This window comes from Amycolatopsis solani (assembly GCF_033441515.1).
GTDB lineage: Bacteria > Actinomycetota > Actinomycetes > Mycobacteriales > Pseudonocardiaceae > Amycolatopsis > Amycolatopsis solani.
The window spans coordinates 1,473,063-1,497,126 of sequence record NZ_JAWQJT010000002.1 but is presented as its reverse complement, the minus strand read 5'-3'; the positions used below and the strand labels follow the sequence as shown (position 1 = coordinate 1,497,126).

1 protein-coding gene and 1 pseudogene are annotated in these 24,064 nt (G+C 74.0%); both read left to right on the top strand.

The features are described 5' to 3' along the window. Nucleotides 1–7: 7 nt before the first annotated feature. Nucleotides 8–20,089, top strand: a pseudogene (locus SD460_RS27275) (non-ribosomal peptide synthase/polyketide synthase); the annotation flags it as partial. Then, nucleotides 20,086–24,060 carry a non-ribosomal peptide synthetase gene (locus SD460_RS27270; RefSeq protein ID WP_290060107.1) on the top strand — a complete coding sequence of 1,325 codons (3,975 nt, stop codon included), beginning with the start codon at nt 20,086–20,088 and terminating at the stop codon, nt 24,058–24,060. The pseudogene SD460_RS27275 and the gene SD460_RS27270, both read left to right, overlap by 4 nt. Nucleotides 24,061–24,064 lie beyond the last annotated feature (4 nt).

Below are 24,064 nucleotides of genomic sequence, written 5' to 3'. Positions count from 1 at the left end.
GCCGGCAGTGAACGAACTGGAGCTGATCACCGTGAACCACGACGCCCGGCAGCTGCTGGCGGCCTGGAACGACACCACCACCGACGTCCCGGAGGCGGGCCGCACGCTCACCCGGCTGCTCACCGAGCAGGCGGCCCGCACCCCGGACGCGACGGCGCTGGTGTTCGAGGGTGAGACCCTCACCTACCGCGAACTCCACGAACGAGCCGGACGGCTCGCGAATCTCCTGGTCGAGCGGGGCGTGGGCCCCGGCGTCCTCACCGGCGTCTGCGCCGACCGGTCCCTTGAGCTGGTGATCGCCCTGCTGGGGGTGCTCAAGGCCGGCGGCGCCTACGTCCCGCTCGACCCGGACTACCCGGCCGACCGCCTCGCCTACATGGTCGCCGACAGCGCCGCGCCGGTCGTCCTCACGCAGACCCACCACAGTGGACTCTTCACCGCCGGGACCATCCTCCTCGACGAGCTCGACCTGACGACCGGGCCGGAAACCGAAGCGGAAGCATCCACGAAGGACCTCTCGTACGCCATCTACACGTCCGGCTCGACCGGCCGCCCCAAGGGCGTGCTCGTGCCGCACGAAGGCATCGTCAACCGCCTCGCCTGGACCCAGGCCCAGTACGGCCTCACCCCCGAAGACCGCGTGCTGCAGAAGACGCCGTCCAGCTTCGACGTCTCCGTGTGGGAGTTCTTCTGGCCGCTGCTGACCGGCGCCACGCTCGTCGTCGCGCGCCCCGGCGGCCACCGCGATCCCGCCTACCTGGCCGAACTGATCCGCACCGAGCGGATCACGACCGTCCACTTCGTCCCGTCGATGCTGCAGGCCTTCCTGCTCGACCCCGCGGCCGCGACCTGCACCGGCCTGCGCCGCGTCCTCTGCAGTGGCGAAGCCCTGCCCGCCGAGCTGCAGGCCCGCTTCTTCGCCACCCTGCCCGGCGTCGAGCTGCACAACCTCTACGGCCCCACCGAAGCCTCGGTCGACGTCACGTACTGGGCCTGCGCACCCGGTGAAGCGACCGTCCCCATCGGACGTCCGGTGTGGAACACCCGCACGTACGTCCTCGACGCGCGCCTCCAGCCGGTCGTGCCCGGCGAGGCGGGCGAGCTGTACCTCGCCGGGATCCAGCTGGCCCGCGGCTACCACGGCCGGCCGGGCCTGACGGCCGAGCGGTTCGTGGCCAGCCCGTTCGAGCCGGGGGAGCGGCTTTACCGCACCGGCGACCTCGCCCGCTGGGACGAAACCGGGGCGCTGCACTACCTCGGCCGCACCGACCACCAGGTCAAGATCCGCGGCCTGCGCGTCGAACTCGGCGAGATCGAGGCCGTCCTCGACCGCCAGCCCGGTGTCGGCGGCTCGTGCGTGCTGGCCCGCGAAGACCGCGCGGGCGACCAGCGCCTGGTCGGGTACCTCGTCCCCGACGGCACCCCGGACCTCGACGCCCTGCGTGCCGCCCTCGCGGAGAACCTGCCGGAGTACATGGTCCCGGCCGCGTTCGTCGTCCTCGAAGAACTGCCGCTGACCCCGAGCGGCAAGCTCGACCGCAAGGCACTGCCCGCCCCCGACTGGGCCGCCGCCCGCACCGGCCGCGCCCCGCGCACCCCGCGGGAAGCCGCGCTGTGCACGCTGTTCTCCGAGATCCTCGGCGTCGACGGCGTCGGCATCGACGACGGCTTCCTCGCCCTCGGCGGCCACTCCCTCCTTGCCGCGAAGCTCGTCTCCGGCATCCGCGCCACCCTCGGCCTCGAAGCGGCGATCGGCGACGTCTTCCGCGCGCCGACCCCGGCCGCCCTCGCCGAGCTCCTCGACAGTGCTGCCCCGGCCCGCGTGCCGCTGACCCCGCGGCGGCGGCCCGAGCCGATGCCGCTCTCGTTCGCCCAGCGCCGGCTGTGGTTCCTCGACCAGGCCGACACCTGGAACGCGAGCTACCACGTCCCGCAGGCCGTCCGCCTCACCGGCCCGGTCGACGCCGACGTGCTCCGGGCCGCGCTGGATGACGTCGTCGGACGCCACGAAGCCCTCCGCACGGTCTTCACCCGCGACGGCGACGAGCCGGTGCAGCGGATCCTGCCCGGCGGCGAAGTCCCCTGGACCGTCGAGACGTCCACAGAGGACACCCTGAACCGGGACCTGACCGCTGCCACCGAGGCCGCGTTCGACCTCGCCCGCCAACTGCCGATCCGCGCCACGCTCTTCACCTTGGGCGCGGGCGAAGCGGTGTTGCTGCTGGTGGTGCACCACATCGCGAGCGACGGCTGGTCATTCGCCCCACTGCTGCGCGACCTGTCGACCGCCTACGCCGCTCGCGTTGCCGGAAACACTCCACAGTGGAGCGAGCTGCCGGTCCAGTACGCGGACTACACGCTGTGGCAACGCGAACTGCCCGTCGAGCGCGACCTCGCCTACTGGCGTGACGCGCTCGCCGGAGCACCCGAAGAGCTGCCCCTGCCCACCGACCGGCCCCGCCCGGCCGTCGCGAGCCACCGCGGCGGCGTCGTCGCCATGGACGTGCCCGCCGGCATTCACCGGAAGCTCGCGGCCCTCGCCACGGCCGAAGGCGCGACCCTGTTCATGGTGCTGCAGGCCGCGTTCGCCGCGCTGCTGACCCGGCTCGGCGCCGGCGACGACGTCCCGGTCGGCTCGCCGGTGGCCGGGCGCACCGACGCCGCCCTCGACGACCTCGTCGGGTTCTTCGTCAACACCGTCGTCCTGCGCACCGCCACCGGCGGCGACCCGACGTTCCGGGAGCTGCTCGAGCGGGCCCGCGAGACGTGCCTGGCCGCGTTCGAGCACGCCGAGGTGCCGTTCGAGCGGGTGGTCGAGGAGCTGAACCCGGCCCGCTCGCTCGGGCGCCACCCGCTGTTCCAGGTCCTCCTGGTGCTGCAGAACAACCTTGCCGCCGAGCTGGCCCTCGACGGTGTCCGCGCCGCCGGCGAACGCGTCGACATCGGCTACGCGAAGTTCGATCTGGCCGCGATCTTCGAGGAGCGCGACGGCGCGCTGACCGGCCTCCTGGAGTACGCGAGCGACCTGTTCGACCGCGAGACGGCCGCCGCGCTGGCCGGACGCCTGCTGCGCGTCCTGGGCGAAGTGGCGGAGAACCCCGACACCCGGCTCGGCGACCTCGACGTCCTCGACGCCGCCGAACACGTCCTCGCCACGACGGGCGGCCTGCGCGAGCCCGCTCAGCCGGCTGTCACGCTGCACGAAACCGTCGAAGCCCACGCCCGCCGCACCCCGGACCGCACCGCGCTGCTGTTCGAGGACCAGGCCGTCACCTACGCCGAGCTGGACGCCCGCGCCAACGGCGTCGCCGCGCTCCTGACCGGCGTCCCGGCCGGGCGGATCGTCGCGATCTGCCTCGACCGCGGCCCGGACCTGGTCGCCGCCATCCTCGGCGTGCTCAAGGCCGGCTGCGGCTACACGCTCCTCGACCCCTCGTTCCCCGCCGAGCGCCGGCAGCTGCTGGCCGAGCAGGTCGACGCGCCGTTCGTGCTCGACGACCTGTCGTTCGTGACGCCCACGACGACCGCCCCGGGCCGCGCGGTGTCCCCGGCCGGCCCCGCCTGCGTCATGTTCACCTCCGGCTCCACCGGCACCCCGAAGGGTGTCGTCGCTTCGCACGAAGCCGTCGCCACCACGATCCTCGGCCAGGGCTACGGCGGGGACGTCTGGCTGCAGACCGCGCCCGTCTCCTGGGACGCCTTCGCGTTCGAGCTGTTCGGCGCCCTGCTCACCGGCGCCGCCTGCGTGCTGCAGCCGGGCCCGAAGCCCGAGCCCGCGCTGATCGCCGAGCTGGTCGCGCGCCACCGCGTCACGACGGCGTTCTTCTCCGCCAGCCTGTTCAACTTCCTTCTCGACGAGTACCCGGGCGTGTTCGAGCACCTCCGCGAGGTCTACACCGGCGGGGAAGCGGCGTCGGTCGCGCACCTCACGCGGGCCGTCGAGACCTTCCCGGACGTGGCCTTCACCAACGCCTACGGCCCGGTCGAGAACATGATCTTCGTGAGCTCCCACCGCGTCACGGCCGCCGACCTCACCGGCGCGCCGATCCCGATCGGGGTGCCGCTGCACGGCAAGCGCGCGTACGTGCTGGACGAGCGGTTGCGCCCGGTCGCCCCCGGGGTCGTCGGCGAGCTGTACGCCGCCGGCGGCGGGATCGCCGACGGCTACGCGGGCCGCCCGGACCTCTCCGCCGTCCGGTTCGTCGCGAACCCCTTCGCGGCGGGGGAGCGGATGTACCGCACCGGCGACCTGGTGCGCCGCCGCGCCGACGGCGTCCTGGCGTACGTCGGGCGGGCCGACGACCAGGTCAAGATCCGCGGGTTCCGCGTCGAGCCGGGCGAGATCCGGACCGCGCTGGGGACGCACCCGGCCGTCACCGAGTCCGCCGTCGTCGTCCGCGAGGACCGGCCGGGGCAGAAGCTCCTGGTCGCCTACGTCGTGGGCGAGCCGGCCGACTTCCGCGCGTACCTCGCCGAACGGCTGCCCGAACACCTCGTTCCCTCGGCGTTCGTGCTGCTCGACGCGCTGCCCCTGACGGCCAACGGCAAGCTCGACCACCGCGCGCTGCCCGCGCCGGAGCGCACGAGCACGAGCCGCGCCCCGCGCACCCCGCGCGAAGAGGTCCTCCGTGGACTCTTCGCCGACGTGCTCGGTGCCGCCGACGTCGGGGTCGACGACGGGTTCTTCGCGCTCGGCGGGCATTCCCTGCTCGCGGCCCGGCTGGTCGCGCGGATCGGCGCGGTGCTCGGCGCCCGGATCGGGGTGGCGGACGTCTTCCGCGCGCCGACCGTCGCCGCCCTCGCCGCGGTTCTGGACAGCGCCAAGGAAGCCCGCCCGGCCGTCGTGGCCCGGCCGCGGCCCGAGGTCCTGCCGCTGTCGGCAGCCCAGCGCAGCCTGTGGTTCGTCGAGCAGCTGGACCAGGCCGGCGCCACCTACAACGTGCCCCGCGCGCTGCGGCTGACCGGCCCGCTCGACGTGGCCGCGCTGCGGCAGGCGTTCGCCGACGTCGTCGAGCGCCACGAGGCCCTCCGGACGGTGTTCCCGCACACCGGCGGCGTGCCCCGCCAGGAGGTCCGCCCGCTCGCCGAGCTGCCGTGGACCGAAAGCCCGGTGGACGTCGCCGAGTTCGCGTCCCGCACGTTCGACCTCGCCGCCGACCTGCCGATCCGCGCCGCGCTGGTGCGCGAAGGCGACGACCACGTCCTGCTCGTCGTCACCCACCACATCGCGAGCGACGGCTGGTCGTTCGCCCCGCTGCTGCGCGACCTCTCCACTGCCTACGCCGCCCGCGCCGAGGGTGAAGGTCCGAAGTGGACTCCGCTGCTGGTGCAGTACGCGGACTACGCGCTGTGGCAGCAGGACCTCACCGCCGACTCGCTCGAGCACTGGGCCGAGGTACTGGCCGGGTTGCCCGACGAGATCAACCTGCCCTTCGACCACCCGCGCCCGCCGGTCGCCACGCACCGCGGTGCGACGTTGCCGGTCGCACTGGACGCGGACCTGCACGCCCGGCTCCTGGAGCTGGCCCGCGGCGAGCACGCGACGCTGTTCATGGTGCTGCAGGCCGGGTTCGCCGCCCTGCTGTCCCGTCTCGGCGCCGGGGACGACATCGCGATCGGCACGCCGTCGGCGGGCCGGCCGGACGCCGCGCTCGACGACCTCGTCGGCTTCTTCGTGCAGACGCTCGTGCTGCGGACCGACCTCGCCGGCGACCCGAGCTTCACCGAGCTCGTGCACCGGGTCCGCGAGCGCGCCCTGACCGCGTTCGACCACGCCGACGTCCCGTTCGAGCGGATCGTCGAGCGGCTCAACCCGGCCCGCTCGACCGCGCGGCACCCGCTGTTCCAGGTGATGCTGGCGCTGCAGAACAACGTCGCGGCCAACCTGGCCCTGCCCGGCCTGACCACGGCGGACGTGCCGGTCGCCACGGCCACCGCGAAGTTCGACCTCACCCTGAACCTGGAGGAAACCACCGGCGCCGACGGGCTTCCCGCGGGCATCGGCGGCTACCTCGAGTACGCGACCGACCTCCTGGAGCCCGGGACCGCGGCGGACCTCACCGACCGGTTCGTCCGGCTGCTGACGGCGGCGGTCGCGGACCCCGCGGCCCCGCTGTCCACAGTGGACCTGCTGGCCCCCGCGGAAGCCGCGGCGATCGACGCCGCCAACGCCGGCACGGCGGTCCCGGTCCCGGACACCTCGGTGATCGAGCTGTTCGAAGCCCAGGCCGCCCGCACCCCGGACGCGCCCGCGCTGGAGTTCGGCGCCACGACCCTGTCCTACGCCGAGCTGAACACCCGGGCCAACCGGCTCGCCCGTCACCTGGCCGGTCGCGGGGCCGGGCCCGAACGGTACGTCGCCCTCGCCCTGCCCCGCGACGAAAAGCTGATCGTCGCCATGCTCGCGGTGCTCAAGACCGGGGCCGGCTACCTCGCGCTCGACCTGGACTACCCGGCCGACCGCATCGCGATGATGCTGGAGGACGCCGATCCGGCCCTCGTCCTGACCCCGGACGAGCTCGTCTTCGACGGGGACGGCGGGAACCTCGCGCACACCGCGTCGCCGGACAGCCCGGCGTACGTGATCTTCACGTCCGGCTCGACCGGCCGCCCCAAGGGCGTCGTCGTCCCGCGCCGCCCGCTGCTGAACTTCCTCCTGGACATGGTGGACCGGTTCGGCATCACCGCGGGCGACCGGCTGCTGGCCGTCACGACCGTCGGCTTCGACATCGCCGGCTTGGAGATCTTCGCGCCGCTGCTGGCCGGGGCGACCGTCGTCCTCGCGAGCCGCGACGACGTGCGCGACTCCCGCGCCCTGGCCGCGCTGGCCGAGGACCGCGTCACGCTCCTGCAGGCCACGCCGAGCCTGTTCCACGCCCTCCTGGCCGAGCCCGTCGACCTCTCCGGCGTGCACGTCCTCGTCGGCGGCGAGGCCCTGCCCGACGACCTCGCGGTCGCGCTGCGGGCCCGGGCCGCGTCGGTGACCAACATGTACGGCCCGACCGAGACGACGATCTGGTCGACCACCGCCCGCGTCGGCGAAGGCGCGCCGACCATCGGCACGCCGATCGCCAACACGCAGGTCTACGTGCTGGACCGGGCGCTGCGGCCGGTGCCGCCGGGCGTGCCGGGCGAGCTGTACCTCGCCGGCGACGGCGTCGTGCGCGGCTACCTCGGCCGGCCCGGCCTGACCGCCGACCGGTTCGTCGCGAACCCGTTCGCCGAAGGCGAGCGGATGTATCGCACCGGCGACCTGGCCGCCCGCCGCCGCGACGGCGAGCTCCGCTTCCTCGGCCGCGTCGACCACCAGGTCAAGATCCGCGGGTTCCGCATCGAGCTGGGCGAGATCGAGGCCGTGCTGGCCGCGCACCCGGCGGTCGCGCTGCGCGCGGTCGTCGTCCGCGAGGACCGGCCCGGCGACAAGCGCCTGGTCGCCTACGTCGTGCCCGCGTCCCCGGTCGAGGCCGAGGAGCTGCGCCGCCACCTGGCCGCCGCGCTGCCGGGGTACATGGTGCCCTCGGCAATCGTGGCGCTGGACGAGCTTCCCCGGACGCCGAACGGCAAACTCGACCGCAAGGCGCTGCCCGCGCCCGAGGTCGAGACCGGCGCGGGCCGGGTGCCGCGGACCGCGACCGAGCACGCGCTGTGCGAGCTGTTCGGCGAGGTACTGGGCGTGCCCGCGGTCGGCATCGACGACGGGTTCTTCGACCTGGGCGGGCATTCGCTGCTCGCCACCCGGCTGACCGGGCGGATCCGGGCGGTGCTCGGCCTCGACGTCACCGTGCGGGCGCTGTTCGCCAACCCGACCGTGGCCGGGCTGGCCGAAAGCCTCGGTGACGCCGTCGCGGCCCGCCCGGCCGTGACGCGGCGCGAGCGGCCGGACCGGCTGCCGCTGGCGCCCGGTCAGGAGCGGCTGTGGTTCCTGGCCCGGATGGACCGCGAGGACACCGCGTACCACATGCCGATCGCCCTGCGGCTGCGTGGCGACGTCGACACCGCGGCGCTGGCCGCGGCACTGTCCGATGTGGCCGGTCGGCACGAAGCCCTGCGCACGTACTACGCCGAAGACGAAACCGGCCCGTACCAGGTGGTCCTGGACTCCTTCGAGGTCCCGTTCGAGGTGGCGACCGGCTCGGTCGCCGAGGCCGCGCGGACGCCGTTCGACCTGGCCGCCGCGCCGCCGGTGCGGTCGTGGCTGTTCGGCGAAGGCGACGAGCACGTGCTGCTGGTGCTGACCCACCACATCGCCGGCGACGGCTGGTCGATCCCGGTCCTGCTCGGCGACCTCGCCGAGGCGTACGCGGCCCGGCTCGGCGGTGAAGCTCCGAAGTGGACTCCGCTGCCGGTGCAGTACGCGGATTACGCGCTGTGGCAACGGGAACTCGAAACCGACGTCGCCTACTGGGCGAACGCGCTCGCCGGGCTGCCCGAGGAACTGGCGCTGCCCTACGACCGCGTCCGGCCCGCCACCGCCGACCACACCGGCGGCTCCGCCGCGATCACGATCCCGGCCGGCCTGCACGCCCGGCTGCTGGAGCTGGCGGCCGGGCAGCGCGCGACGCTGTTCATGGTGCTGCAGGCCGCGCTCGCCACGCTGCTGGCGCGGTTCGGCGCCGGCGACGACATCCCGATCGGCACCCCGGTCGCCGGGCGGCCCGACCCGGCCCTCGACGGTCTCGTCGGCTTCTTCGTCAACACCGTCGTGCTGCGCACCGACCTCAGCGGTACTCCGGCGTTCACCGAGCTGGTGGACCGGGTCCGCGAGGCCGACCTGAGCGCGTTCGAGCACGACGACGTCCCGTTCGAGCGCCTGGTCGAAGAGCTGAACCCGGCCCGCTCGGCCGCCCGGCACCCGCTGTTCCAGGTGATGCTGGTGCTGCAGCAGGACACCCCGGCGCCGGTGCTGCCGGGAGTGGAGTGCGAGCCGTACGAGGTGGCCCGCGCGGTCGCCAAGTTCGACCTCACCGCCGCGCTGGAGGAACACCGCGACGGCGGGATCACCGGTGCCTTCGAGTACGCGACCGCGCTGTTCGACGCCGCCACCGCCGAGCGGCTGGCGACGGCGTTCGTGCGGCTGCTGGAGCAGATCGCCGACGCACCCGCGAAGCCGGTGACGGCGTACGACGTGCTCACCGCCGACGAACGCGCCCTCGTTTCGGCCGCGGGGAACGCGGTCCGGGTGAGTGCCGCGCCGGTGGACTGCCTGCACACGATCGTCGAACGGCAGGACCCCGGTGCCGTGGCGATCCTCTTCGAGGGCGAGTCGCTGACCTACGGCGAGCTCAACGCCCGCGCCAACCAGGTCGCCCACCACCTCCTCGACGACGGCGTCCGCCGCGGCGAGGTCGTCGGGGTCCTGATCGAGCGCGGCTTCGACTTCGCGATCGCGGTGCTCGGCGTGCTCAAGTCCGGTGCCGCCTACACCCTCCTCGACCCGAGTTACCCGGCCGAACGCCTGGCCGCGGTCACCGAGCAGGCGGGCGTCAAGCGGGTGCTGAAGGCCCTGCCGGGCCACCCGGACACGACGAACCCCGGAGTCGAGCTGACCCCGGCCGACCTGGCCTGCGTCATGTTCACCTCCGGCTCGACCGGCGTCCCCAAGGGCGTCGCGACTTCGCACCGCGGGGTCGTCGCCACGATGGGCCAGGACTACGCCACCTTCGACGCCGACCAGGTGTGGCTGCAGTGCGCACCGGTGTCGTGGGACGGCTTCGCGCTCCAGCTGTTCGGCGCACTGCTCTACGGCGGCCGCACGGTCCTGCAGCCCGGCCAGAACCCGGAGCCCGAGCGGATCGCGTCGCTCATCGCCGAGCACGGCGTCACCGTCCTGCACGCATCGGCGAGCTTGTTCAACTACCTCCTGGACTCCGAACCCCAGGTCTTCACGGTGCTGCGCCGCGCGATGACCGGCGGCGAGCCGGCTTCGGTCGAGCACGTCACGAAGGCGCTGCGCGAGTACCCGGACGTCGAGTTGATCAACGGCTACGGCCCGGCCGAGAGCATGGGCTACACGACGTTCCACCCGATCACCGCCGCCGACCTCGGCGGCATGGCGATCCCGATCGGCCGCCCGGTCGCCAGCAAGCGCGCCTACGTCCTCGACGCGCAGCTCGCCCTGGCCGCACCCGGCGTCACGGGTGAGCTCTACCTCGCGGGCCACGGCCTCGCCGACGGCTACCGCGGCCTGCCCGCCGTGACGGCCGAGCGGTTCGTGGCGTCGCCGTTCGTCCCGGGGGAGCGGATGTACCGCACCGGCGACCTGGTCCGCTGGCGCGCCGACGGCGTGCTGGAGTACGTCGGCCGCGCCGACGACCAGGTCAAGGTGCGCGGCTTCCGCGTCGAGCCCGGCGAGGTGCGCGCGGTGCTGGCCCGGTACGACGGCGTCGAGCAGGCCGCGGTCGTCGTCCGCGACGGGCGCCTGATCGGGTACGTCGTCGGCGCCGCCGAGCCGGCCGCGCTGCGGGCGTACCTGGCCGAGCGGCTGCCGGACTACCTGGTGCCGTCGGCGATCGTGCCGCTGCCGGAGCTGCCCCGCACCGCGAACGGCAAGCTGGACCGCCGTGCGCTGCCCGCCCCTGACTTCGCGGCGGCGTCCCGGCGGCGGCCGCGGACCGTCACCGAGAACGTCCTTTGCGGACTGTTCGCCGAGGTGCTCGGCCTGGCCGAGGTCGGTCTGGACGACGGCTTCTTCGACTTGGGCGGGCATTCGCTGCTGGCGGCCCGGCTGATCGGCCGCGTCCGCGCGGTGCTCGGTGTCGAACTCGGCATCCGCGACCTGTTCCGCACCCCGGCCGTCGCCGGGCTGGCCGAGGTCCTCGGCGACGCGGCTCCGGCGCGGCCGCCGGTGGCCCGCCGGGAGCGGCCGGAGCGGCTGCCGCTGTCGTTCGCGCAGCAGCGGCTGTGGTTCGTCGACCAGGCCGAGGAGGCCAACGCGGGCTACGACGTGCCGCGGGCCCTGCGCCTGCGCGGTGCCCTCGACGTGGCCGCCCTGCGAGCGGCACTGGCCGACGTCGTCGAGCGGCACGAGTCGCTGCGGACGGTGTTCCCGGCCCAGGACGGCGAGCCGTGGCAGGAGATCCTGACCGCGTTCGAAGTGCCGTGGACGTTCACCCGGTCCACTGAGGACGGATTGGACGACGTCCTCGCGGAGGCCGCCGCGCACGTCTTCGACCTGCGCACCGAGCTGCCGATCCGGGCCCACCTGGTCGAGGTCGGCGCCGACGACCACGTGCTGCTGCTGGTGCTGCACCACATCGCGTCCGACGGCTGGTCAGCGGCGCCGCTGTGGAACGACCTGGCCACCGCCTACGCGGCCCGCCTCGACGGCGAGGCCCCGGGCTGGGCGCCGCTGCCGGTGCAGTACGCGGACTACACGCTGTGGCAGCGCGAAGTCCTCGACGAGCCGGAGATCGCGGGCCAGCTCGCGTTCTGGCGTGATGCCCTCGCCGGCGCACCCGAAGAACTGGCCCTGCCCGCCGACCGGGTCCGCCCGGCCGTGGCGAGCCACCGCGGCGGCTCGGTGGAGTTCGCGCTTGGGGCCGATGTCCACAAGGGACTGGCCGAGCTGGCCCGCCGCGATGGTGCGACGCTGTTCATGGCGCTCCAGGCCGGGTTCGCGGCGCTGCTGGCGCGGCTCGGCGCGGGCGACGACGTCCCGCTCGGCACCGCGGTCGCCGGCCGCGGCGACACCGCGCTGGACGACCTCGCCGGGTTCTTCGTCAACACCCTCGTCCTGCGCACCGACGTCTCCGGGCAGCCGACGTTCCGGCAGCTCCTGGCCCGGGTCCGCGACGCCGGGCTGGCCGCGCTCGCGCACGCCGACGTCCCGTTCGAGCGGGTCGTCGAGGAGCTGAACCCGGCCCGGTCGGCGGCCCGGCACCCGCTGTTCCAGGTGATGCTGGTGCTGCAGAACAACGCCACCGCTCAGCTCAGCCTGCCCGGGCTGGCCACCGAAGGCGTCGCGGTCCGCCGGGACGTCGCCAAGTTCGACCTGACCGCGGGCATCGAGGAGAACCACGCGGCGGATGGCAGCCCGGCCGGGCTGACCGGCCAGCTGGAGTACGCCGCCGACCTGTTCGACGCGGCCACGGCCGCCTCGATCGCGGAGCGGTTCGCGCGGTTCCTCACCGCCGCCGTCGAGACCCCGGACGTGTCCGTCCTGGACCTCGACCTGCTCGCCGCCGGCGAGCGGGCGGCGCTGGTCGCGCAGGGCACGACGGAGGTCACCGCGCCCGCGATGCGGTTGCACGAACTGGTCGAGCGCCAGGCGCAGTGGGCGCCGGAGGCGACCGCACTGGTCTTCGAAGGTTCGCCGCTCACCTACGGGCAGCTCGACACCGAGGCCAACCGGCTCGCCCGGCACCTGGTCGCCGAGGGCGTCCGGCGCGGCGACCTGGTCGGCGTCCACATCGGACGCTCGCCGCGGCTGGCCGTCGCGCTGCTGGCCGTGCTCAAGGCCGGCGCCGCCTACACCGTGCTCGACACGGACTTCCCGGCCGAACGCCTGGTCGGTGCCTTGCGTCGGACGTCGGCCGCGGTCGTCCTCACCGACGGTCGCGACCTGCCGTGGAAGCGGATCGACGTCGTCGAAGACGCGGCCGCGATCGCGGTCCGGGACGGCGGTGTCCTCGGCCTGCCCGGCAGCCCGGACGACCTGGCCGTGGTCATGTTCACGTCCGGCTCCACCGGCGTCCCGAAGGCGGTCGCGGCCCCGCACCGCGCGGTCGTCGGCACGCTGACCGGCCAGGACTACGCCGGGTTCGGCCCGGACGACGTCTGGCTGCAGTGCGCGCCGGTGTCGTGGGACGCGTTCGGCACGCAGCTGCTCGGCTCGCTGCTGGCCGGCGGCACGGTCGTGCTCCAGCCCGGCCAGCGGCCCGAGCCCGCGCTGATCGAGGAGCTCGTCCTGGCGCACGGCGTCACGGTCCTGGACGTCTCCGCCAGCCTGTTCAACTTCCTGGTCGACGAGCACCCGGCGGTGTTCGCGACGGTCCGCCGCGCGATGACCGGCGGCGAGGCGGCGTCGCCCGCGCACCTGGCGAAGGTGCTGCGGGAGTACCCGCACGTCGCGGTCATCAACGGCTACGGCCCGGCCGAGACCATGGGCTTCAGCACCTTCCACGCCGTCACGGCGGTGGCCGGGCCGGTGCCCATCGGGCGGCCGCTGACCGGCAAGCACGCCTACGTCCTCGACACCCGGCTGCGGCCGGTGCCCGCCGGGGTCGTCGGCGAGCTGTACCTCTCCGGCGTCGGCACCGCCCACGGCTACCTCGGCCAGCCCGGGCTCACCGCGGAGCGGTTCCTCGCCTCGCCGTTCGTCCCGGGGGAGCGGATGTACCGCACGGGTGACCTCGCGCGCTGGAAGGCCGGTGTCCTCGAGTACGCCGGCCGCGCGGACGACCAGGTCAAGATCCGCGGCTTCCGCGTCGAGCCCGGCGAAGTGCAGGCCGTGCTGGCCGCGCACGACGGCGTCACGCAGGCCGCGGTCGTGGTCCGCGACGGGCTGCTGGCCGCCTACGTCGTCGGCACCGCCGACCCGGCCGCGGTCGCGGAGTTCGCCGCCGCGCGGCTGCCGGAGTACCTGGTGCCGTCGGTGATCACGCCGCTGGCCGAGCTGCCGCGGACCGCGAACGGCAAGCTCGACCGGGCCGCGTTGCCGGCGCCACAGCGGGTCGTCGCCGGGCACGTCGCTCCGCGCACCCCGGTGGAGACGGCCCTTTCCGCGATCTGGGGCGACGTCCTCGGGATCCCGGAGCCGGGCGTGGAGGACAACTTCTTCGCCCTCGGCGGCCATTCGCTGCTGGCGGCCAAGGTGACCGGCCGGATGCGCACCGAGTTCGGAGTCCGGCTGAGCGTCCGTGCCCTGTTCGAAGCGCCCACGATCGCGGCGCTGGCCCGGCTCGTGCCGGCCGCGTCCACGGTGGACTTCGAGCCGATCCCGGTCCGGGCGCCCGTTGCCCGGACGCCGCTTTCGCCGGTGCAGCGCGGACTCTGGTTCGCCGAACGGCTCGCCCCGGGATCGGCCGAGTACCTCGTCCCGCTGGCCCTGCGGATCGGCGGCGACCTCGACGTGCCGGCGCTGGGTACCGCGCTGTCCGCGCTGGTGGCGCGGCACGAGGTGCTGCGCAGCCGGTTCGTGGAGCTGGACGGCGAGCCTGTGCAGGTCGTCGACCCGGTGCGGCCCGTGCCGCTGCCGGTCACCGAGGTGACCGACGTCGAGGCGTTCGTCCGCTCCGAGGTGGACACCCCGCTCGACCTCGAGCACGGCCCCGTCTTCCGCGCCGCGCTGGCGGTCGTGAGTGCTGAGTCGGGTTCTAACCCGACTCAACACTCACGACCCCCGGGCGCTGACCACGTGCTCGTGCTGCTCCTGCACCACATCGTCGCCGACGGGTGGTCCATGGGCGTCCTGGCCGCCGAACTGCGCGACCACTACGCCGGGCTGAAGCCCGCGGCGCTGCCGGTGCAGTTCGGTGACGTCGCCGCGTGGCAGGCGAGCGCGTCCGACGAAGCCGGGCTCGCCTTCTGGCGTCAGGCCCTCGACGGCATGCCGCACGTCGCCGAGCTGCCCGCCGACCGGCCGCGCCCGCTGACCAGGGACATCGCCGGTGCCAAGACCCCGGTCCACATCCCGGCGCCCGTGGTGCGCAAGCTGGCCGCACTCGGGGCCGAGCACGGCGCGAGCTTGTTCATGACCGTGCTCGCCGCCTTCGAGGTCCTGATCGGCCGGTACACCGCCATGCGGGACTTCGCGATCGGCACCCCGGTGTCCGGCCGTGCCCACCCGCAGACCGAGCCGCTCATCGGGCACTTCGTCAACACCGTGCCGCTGCGTGCGGACCTGACCGGCGACCCGGCGTTCACGGAGCTGCTGCGCCGGGTCCGCACGAGCACGCTCGCCGCGTTCGACCACGACGACGTCCCGTTCGACCGGATCGTCGAGCTGCTGCGCCCGCAGCGCGACCTCACCCGCACCCCGCTGGTGCAGATCGTGTTCGCCCTGCAGAACAACGAAGAGGCCGGCTGGGCGCTGCCCGGACTGGCCGTCGAGAAGCTGGCCGTCGACACCCGGGTGAGCAAGTTCGACCTCGAACTCGCGCTCGCCCAGGACGCCGACGGCGCGCTGAGCGGCATCTTCGAGTACCCGACCGCGTTGTTCGACGCCACCACGATCGAGCGGCTGGCCGGCCACTTCACCACGCTGCTCACCCGCATCGCCGACGCGCCGGGCACCCCGGTCGGCGAGCTCGACCTGCTGGGCGAGGCCGAGCGGGACCACCTCGTCCACGGCGTGAACGACACCGAAGTCGCTTACGACGAGTCCGCCTGTCTGCACCACCTCATCACCGAACAAGCGCGGAAGACCCCGGACGCGACCGCCGTCGAGTACCTCGACGAGAGCATCGACTACGCCGAGCTGGAACGCCGGGCGGGCGTGCTCGCCGCGCGGCTGGCCGCGCACGGCGTCGGCCCGGACGTCCCGGTGGGCCTGCGGATGGACCGATCGATCGCCCTGATCGTCGGCCTGGTCGCGATCCTCAAAGCGGGTGGTGCGTTCGTCCCGATCGAGACCGACGCGCCCGAACCGCGGGTGCTCGGCATCCTCGGCGACGCGCACTCCCCGGTCTGCCTGGTCAACGCGGGCGCCTCGACGCCGTCGAGCAGCGAGGTCACCTTCCTGGAAGTGTCCGCTTTGGACGGTGAAGCGCCCGGCCTGACCGACACCACCCACCCGGACAACCTGGTGTCGATCTACTACACCTCAGGCTCCACCGGGAAGCCGAAGGGCGTCGCCAGCACCCACCGCGGCTGGGTCAACCGGCTGCGCTGGCACCAGGACACCTACCGGCTCCAGCCGGGCGAGGCCGTCCTGCAGAAGACGACCCTGGTGTTCGACGACGCCGCCGTCGAATGCCTGTGGCCGCTCCTCGTCGGCGGCCGGGTCGCGTTGATCCCGCCGGGCCTGCACCGCGACCCGGCCGCGATCCTGGCCGGCGCGATCCGGCACCGGGTGGTCAACCTGCAGTTCGTGCCGAGCATGCTGACGCTGTTCCTGGAGCAGCTGACCCCGGCCGACCAGGCCGCGCTGCAGGCGGTCCGCAACGTCATCACCAGTGGCGAGGCGCTCCAGCCGGAACTGCTCAAGCTGTTCTTCGACCGCATGGGCGGGCACGCGACCCTGCACAACCAGTGGGGCGCCACCGAGGTGTCGATCGACTCGACCATGCGCGAGTGCCTCCGGTCCGATGTGGACGGTGCGGGCTCGGTGAGCGTCGGCTCGCCGATCGCCAACAACCAGATCCACGTCCTCGACGAGCACCTGCGGCCGGTTCCGGTCGGCGTCCCCGGTGACCTGTTCATCGGCGGCGTCGGCCTGGCCCGGGGATACCTGGGTGATGCGCGCAAGACGGCGTCGGCGTTCCTCGCCAGCCCGTTCGTGCCCGGCGAGCGGCTCTACCGCACCGGCGACCGCGGCCTGCGCACCCCCGACGGCGCGCTGACCTTCCTCGGCCGGCAGGACTCGCAGGTCAAGATCCGCGGCATCCGCGTCGAGCCCGGCGAGGTCGAGCAGGTCCTGCTGGAACTGCCCGGCGTGCGCGAAGCCGCGGTCACGGTGTGGCAGCCGGTGCCGGGCGACAAGCGGCTCGCCGGGTACGTCACCCCGCAGGCCGGCGTCACGCTCACCGAGGGCGAAATCCGCGAACAGCTGCGCGAGCGGCTGCCCGTCTACCTCGTGCCGACGGCGTTGAGCGTGCTGCCCGAGTTCCCGACCACCACGAGCGGCAAGATCGACCGCAAGGCGCTGCCCGCGCCGGCCGCGGCCGGGGCCGAGTACCGCGCCCCGGAAGGACCGGTGGCGGAACTCGTGGCGGCGGTGCTCGGCAGCGTGCTCGGGGTCGAGCGGGTCGGCGCGGACGACAACTTCTTCGACCTCGGCGGGCACTCCCTGCTGGGCGTGCGGGTGGTCGCCGAACTGCGCAAGCGGCTCTCGGCGGACATCCCGATCCGGCTGATCTTCGACTCGCCCACGGTCGCGGAGCTCGCCGCCGCCGTCGCCCGCGCCACCAAGCGCGCGTTCGAAGCCATCCCGAAGCGGGCGGGCGGCCCGGCACCACTGGCCGGCGTCCAGACCGGCATGTGGCTGGCCGACCGGATGGCGCCATCCAGCGCGGAGTACCTGGTGCCCAACGCGGTCCGCCTCCGCGGCCCGCTGGACGTCGACGCACTGGCGGCCGCGCTGACCAAGCTGGTCGAACGGCACGAGGTCCTGCGAACCCGGTTCGTCGAGGTCGACGGCGAGCCCCGCCAGGTCGTCGACCCGGCCGGTCCGGTCCCGCTGCCGGTCACCGAGATCGCCGAGATCACGCCGTTCCTCCGGGTGCGCGGCATCGACCTCGCCACCGGGCCGGTCTTCGCCGCGGCCCTCGGGCGGCTGGCCGGGGACGACCACGTCCTGGTCCTCTCGGCGCACCACATCGTGCTGGACGGCTGGTCCGAAGGCCTCCTCGCCGAGGAGCTGCGCGACCTCTACGCGGGCGCCGAGCTGCCCCCGCTGCCGGTGCAGTACGCCGACGTCGCGGCCTGGTCCCAGCCCACCGAGGCCGACGTCGAGTTCTGGCGGACGCAGCTCGCGGGCGTGCCCCAGGTCGTCCAGCTGCCGGCGGACCGGCCGCGGCCGCCGGTGCGCGACCCCCGGGGCGCGCGGTACGCGTTCACCGTGCCCGCGGAGCTGGCGGTGCGGCTCGGCGAGGTCGGCGCGGAAGCGCGGGCGAGCCTGTTCATGACGCTGCTCGCCGGGTTCCAGGTGCTCGTCTCGCGGCACACCGGGCTGCGGGAGTTCGCGATCGGCAGCCCGGTCGCCGGCCGGGACCACCCCGACACCGAGCGGCTGATCGGCCAGTTCGTCAACACCCTCGCCCTGCGCGCGGACCTCACCGGCTCGCCCGGCTTCACCGAGCTGCTGGGCCGGGTGCGCGAGACGGCGTTGAACTCGTTCAGCCACCAGGAAGTCCCGATCGACCGGGTCGTCGCCGAGCTGCGGCCCGACCGCGACCCGAGCCGGAACCCCCTGATCCAGCTGATGTTCGCGCTGCAGACGGTGTCCTCGGGCGGCTGGGAGTTCGAGGGGCTCGAGTGCGAGCCGCTCGGCGTCGAGACCGGCGCGGCCAAGTTCGACCTCGCGATGGTGCTGCGCGAGCAGCCCTCCGGCGAAGTCGGCGGGGTCCTCGAGTACCCGGTGGCGTTGTTCGACGAGGACACGGTCGCCGCGTTCGCCGAACGCTACCTGCGCCTGCTGGCCGGCTTTGCCGCCGACCCGGCGCGGCCGGTCGACCGCGTCCCGATGCTCGACGCGGCCACGCTGACCCCGGTGGCCGAAGGCGCCCCGGGCGGCACGTTCGCCGGGCTCGTCGAAGCCCAGGTCCGGCGGAACCCGGACGCCCCGGCCGTCGTGGCCGGAGCGGACTCGCTGACCTACGGCGAACTCGACGCGGCGGCCAACCGGGTGGCCCGGGTGCTGCGCGACCGCGGCGCGGCCCCGGAGACCGTCGTCGCGCTGCTGCTGCCGCGCTCGGCCGACCTGGTGATCGCGCAGCTCGCGGTGGTCAAGACCGGGGCCGCGTTCCTCCCGATCGACCCGGGCTACCCCGCCGAACGTATCCGGTACATGCTCGACGACGCCAACCCCGTGCTGACGCTCGACGAGCTGCCTGAGTCCACAAGGGACGGCAGCCCGCTCGGCGTCGAAGTGCGGCCGGAGAACGCGGCCTACGTGATCTACACCTCGGGGTCGACCGGACGGCCGAAGGGGGTCGTCGTCAGCCACGCCGGCCTGGGCACGCTGGTGGCCAACACCGTCGCCGCCTACCAGGTCGGCCCGGGCGACCGGGTGCTGCAGTACGTGTCCCCGAGCTTCGACGCCTCGATCCTCGAGCTGTGCGCGTCCCTGATGACCGGCGCGGCGCTGGTCGTCACCCCGCCCGGTCCGCTGCTGGGCGACCAGCTGCGGGACGTCCTCGCCGCAGGCCGGGTGACGCACGCGCTGATCCCGCCGGCCGCGCTCGCCACCGTCGAGGACCCGGACCTGCCGGACTTCCGGACGGTCGTGGTCGGCGGCGACGTCTGCCCGCCCGACCTCGTGGCGAAGTGGGCGCCGGGGCGCCGGATGCTCAACATGTACGGCCCGACCGAAGCCACCGTCGTCTCGACGGTCTCCGAACCCCTAGAAGTGGGCGCCGGCGTCACCATCGGCCAGGCACTGCGGCACACGCGGGCCTACGTCCTGGACGACCGGCTCCAGCCGGTGCCGCCGGGCGTGGCGGGCGAGCTGTACGTCGCGAGCCCGGGTCTGGCCCGCGGCTACCTCGGGCGGCCGGGGCTCACCGCGAGCCGGTTCGTGGCGAACCCGGCGGGCGGGCGGATGTACCGCACCGGCGACCTCGTCCGCCGGACCCGCGCCGGGGAGCTGGAGTTCCTGGGCCGGACCGACGACCAGGTCAAGATCCGCGGGTTCCGCATCGAACTCGGCGAAGTCGAGTCCGCGCTGCGGGCCCACCCGGCGCTCACCGCGGCGGTCGTCCTCGCGAAACCCGACCCGGCGGGCCAGAAACGCCTGGTCGCCTACGTCACCGGCGAGGTGACGGCCGCGGACCTGCGGACGTTCCTCGGGCAGCGGCTGCCGGAGCACCTGGTGCCGAGCGCGTTCGTCGTGCTCGACGCGCTGCCGGTCAACGCCAGCGGCAAGCTCGACCGGGCCGCGCTGCCCGAACCGGACGGGGAAACGGCGGACTACGTCGCGCCCGAATCCCCCGAGGAGCAGCTGATCGCCGACATCTGGAGCGAGGTGCTCGGCGTGCCCCGCGTCGGGCTCGGCGACGACTTCTTCGCCCTCGGCGGGCATTCCGTGCTCGCCGCCAAGGTCCGGATGCGGCTGCAGGCCGCGTTCGGGGTGGACCTCTCCCTGCCCGTGCTCTTCCAGACCACCACGGTCGCCGCGCTCGCCGCCGTGGTCCACACCGAGATCGAGGCCGAGCTCGCCGGCATGTCCGAGCAGGAGCTCCTCGACTCCCTCACCGAGGAGGCCAGCGCATGACCACGTTCGACATCCGCCCGGAGGCCGACGCCGAGCGCGCCGCGCGGCTCCGAGCCGCGGTGCTCGCGAAGCGATTGCGCGGCCGCGCGACCGCACCGGTCCGGGCGTTCGGCCGGGCCGACCGGAGCGCGCCGCTGCCGCTCTCGGCCGGGCAGCAGCGCCTGTGGTTCCTCGACCGGCTCGACCCGGACAGCGCCGAGTACGCCGTGCCGCTGCTCCTGCGGCTCGACGGCCCCCTCGACGTCGAGGCGCTCCGGCGCTCGCTCGACGCGCTGGTGGCGCGGCACGAGATCCTGCGCACGACCTACACCGCGCGGGACAACCGGCCGCGCCAGGTGATCGAGGACCCGGCGCCGGTCGACCTGCCGGTCGTCGAGGGCGACCTGGACACGCTCCTCGCGGAGTACGTCGGCCGCCCGTTCGACCTGGCCGCCGGCCCGGTGTTCCGGGCGCTGCTGGTCCGCGAGGCACCCGAGCGGCACGTGCTCGCCCTCAACGTGCACCACATCGCCTGCGACGGCTGGTCCCTGCCGATCCTGATGGCCGACCTGCGCAAGCTCTACGCCGGCGAGGACCTGCCCCCGGTCGAACTGTCCTATGCGGACTTCGCCGTCTGGGAACAGTCCCGGGTGGACGCCCACACGGCCGGCCTCGCGTACTGGAAGGAGCGGCTCGCCGGGCTGGAGACCCTGGAACTGCCCGCCGACCGCCCGCGCCCGGCCCAGCGCGACCACCACGGTGCCTCCGTCCGCTTCACCATCCCCGCGGCCGCCGCCGAAGCGGTGCTTGATCAGGGAAAGCAGACGGGCGCGACGCCGTTCATGACGCTGCTGGCCGCCGCGTACGTCGTGCTCGGGCGGCACACCGGCCGCGAGGACATCGCCGTCGGCACCCCGGTCGCCGGCCGCGGCCGGGCCGAGCTGGAGCACATGGTCGGGTTCTTCGTGAACACCGTCGTCGCCCGCGGCGACCTCTCCGGCGACCCGGACTTCGCCACGCTCGCCGACCGCGTCCGGGTGGCCCGGCTGGCCGACCAGGCCCACGAAGACCTGCCGTTCGAGCGGCTGGTCAAGGAGCTGGCGCCGGAACGCGACCTCGCGCACACCCCGGTCGTGCAGGTCATGTTCGCCGTCTACGACTCTTCGTCCGGCTCGCCGGACCTGGGTGACCTGAGGGTGTCCGGCGTGGAACTCCCGTCGACGACGGCGAAGTTCGACCTGATGATCTCGTTCGTCCGCCAGGCCGACGGGTCCGTGGCGGGTGTCCTGGAGTACGCGACCGCGCTTTTCGACGAAGTCCGGATGGCACGGATGGGCGAGCACTTCGTCCGGCTGTTCACCGCGCTCGCCGCCCGCCCCGGCGCGCGGCTGTCCGAAGTGGACATCCTCGGCGCGGACGAGCGGGAACTGCTGCTGGGGAAGTGGAACGACACCGCCGAGCCCTACCTGCGCGGCACTGTGCACGGCCGGATCGCCGCGCAGGCGGTGTCCACCCCGGACGCGATCGCCGTCCGGTGTGGACGGACCGAGCTGACCTACGCCGAGCTGGACGCCCGCGCGACCCGGCTGGCCCAGCGGCTGCGCGCCCACGGCGTCGGCGTCGAGACCCCGGTCGGCGTGCTCTGCGAGCGCGGCCCGCTGCTGCTGCCGGTGCTGCTGGCCATCCTCAAGACGGGCGGCCACTACATCCCGCTGGATCCCGCGTACCCGCAGGACCGCAAGGAGTACATGCTCCGCCAGGCCGGCGCCCGCGTGCTCGTCACCACCCGCCGGTACGCCGGGGAGAACCTCGGCGAGGTCGAGCTCCTCGCCGACGAGCCGGTCGCCGACGACCCGGTGCCGTGGACCGACCCGGTCGTCGACCCGGAAAACCTCGCCTACGTCATCTACACCTCGGGCTCGACCGGCCGCCCCAAGGGCGTGATGATCAGCCACCGCGGGGTGCTGCACTACCTGGACTGGTGCCGCCAGGCCTACCGCGCCGACGAGGGCGACGGCGCCCCCGTGCACTCGTCGCTCGCCTTCGACCTCACCGTCACCGGGTTGTTCCTGCCGCTGCTGTGCGGCACGACGGTGACGCTGGTGCCCGAGGACGAACACCCGGTCGCCGGGCTCGCCGACGTCCTGTCCAGTGGCCGGAAGTTCAGCTTCGTCAAGCTCACCCCGGCCCACCTCGAACCGCTGCGCCGCTGCCTCGCACCGGAGGCCGCCGCGGCGGCCGCGCACCTGGTCGTCGGCGGCGAGCAGCTCACCGCGGAAGCCCTGGAGTTCTGGCGGGAGAACGCCCCCGACGTCGTGGTGGCCAACGAGTACGGCCACACCGAGACTTCCGTGGCGAACGTGATCAACCTGCTGCCCGCCGCCGAGTGCGTGACCACGCCGATCTCGGTCGGGCGGCCGATCTGGAACACCGAGGTCTACCTCCTCGACGAGCACCTGCGGCCGGTCCCGGTCGGCGTCACCGGCGAGCTGTACGCCGGCGGCGCGGGAGTCGCCCGCGGGTTCGCCGGAAACTCCGGCCTGACCGCGGCGAAGTACGTGGCCAACCCGTTCGGCCCCGGCCGCCTCTACCGCAGCGGCGACCTCGCCCGCTACCTGCCGGACGGGCGCCTGGAGTTCGTCGGCCGCACCGACCACCAGGTCAAGGTGCGCGGCTACCGGATCGAGCTGGGCGAGATCGAAGCGGCGCTGGTCGGCGGCCCCGGCGTCACCGAAGCGGTCGCGGTGGTCCGCGACGGCGCCCTCGCCGGGTACGTCGCTCCGTCCACTGTGGACGTCGACGAGCTCCGCGCGCACCTGTCGGAGCGGCTGCCGGAGTACATGGTCCCGTCGACCCTGACCACTTTGGCCACTCTGCCGCTGACGTCCAACGGCAAGGTGGACCGGGTCGGGCTGCCCGCGCCGGACGCCGCGCCGGTCTCGACGTCCGGCGTGCTCCCGCGCGACGAACTGGAGATGGCGCTGGCCAAACTGTGGGAGGACCTGCTCGGCCGCCGCGTCGGCGTCACCGACGGCTTCTTCGACGTCGGCGGGCACTCGCTGCTGGCGGTCGTGCTGGTCGACCGGATCCAGGCCGAGCTGGGCGCGACCGTCGGGCTGGCCGAGGTGTTCCGCGCGCCGACGGTCCGGGCGCTGGCCGACCTCATCCGCGCCGGCGGCAGCGGCGGGGGACTGGTCGTGCCGCTCTCACCGGGCCGCGCGGGTGTCGCCCCGCTGTTCCTGCTGCCGCCGACCGCCGGGAGCCCGTTCCCGTACCTGCAGCTCGTGGCCGAACTGGACCCGGCGCTGCCGGTGTTCGGCCTGCAGGCACCCGGGTTCGCGCCCGGCGAGGACCCGGTGCACACCATCGAAGAGCTGGCCGCGGCGTTCGTCGCCGACCTGCTGCCGGTGGTCGGCGACCGCCCGATCCGGCTCGCCGGCTGGTCGCAGGGCGGCTCGGTGGCGTTCGAAATGGCGGCCCAGCTGGAAAAGGCGGGCCGCGCGGTCGAGCACCTGTGCGTCATCGACGCGACCGTCCTCGGCGTCGACGACTACGGCAACCCGCTCCCGGACGTCGACACCAGTGACCCCCTCGCGTGGTTCGGCGAAGCGGTGCTGAAGCTGGCGCCGGGAGCCGTCGACACCCTCGACGAGATGCTCGCCGAGGCCCGCGACCGCGGCATGGTCTCGGAAGTCGCGGGCAACGCCGTCGTCGAGCAGATGGCCCGCGTCTACCTCGCCGGCAAGGACGCGGTCGAGGCCTACCGCTGCCGGGCCGTCGTCGACACCGGGATCCACCTCATCACCTCCACCGGCACCCACCCGGTGAAGGGCCGCCCGGAGGTGCGGCCGGAGAGCTGGCGCGCCCGCACGCGCGGCGAGCTCACGGTGACACCGGTGCCGGGACACCACTGGGACATGGTCGAACCGCCGCACGTGGCGGAGCTGGCCCGGGCCGTGCTGGCCGGGCTCGCCGTGACCGCCGACGAGTGAAGGA

Coding starts and splice junctions, on each gene's coding strand:
- SD460_RS27270 (WP_290060107.1), top strand. CDS start 20,086: ATGACCACGTTCGACATCCGCCCGGAGGCCGACGCCGAGCGCGCCGCG.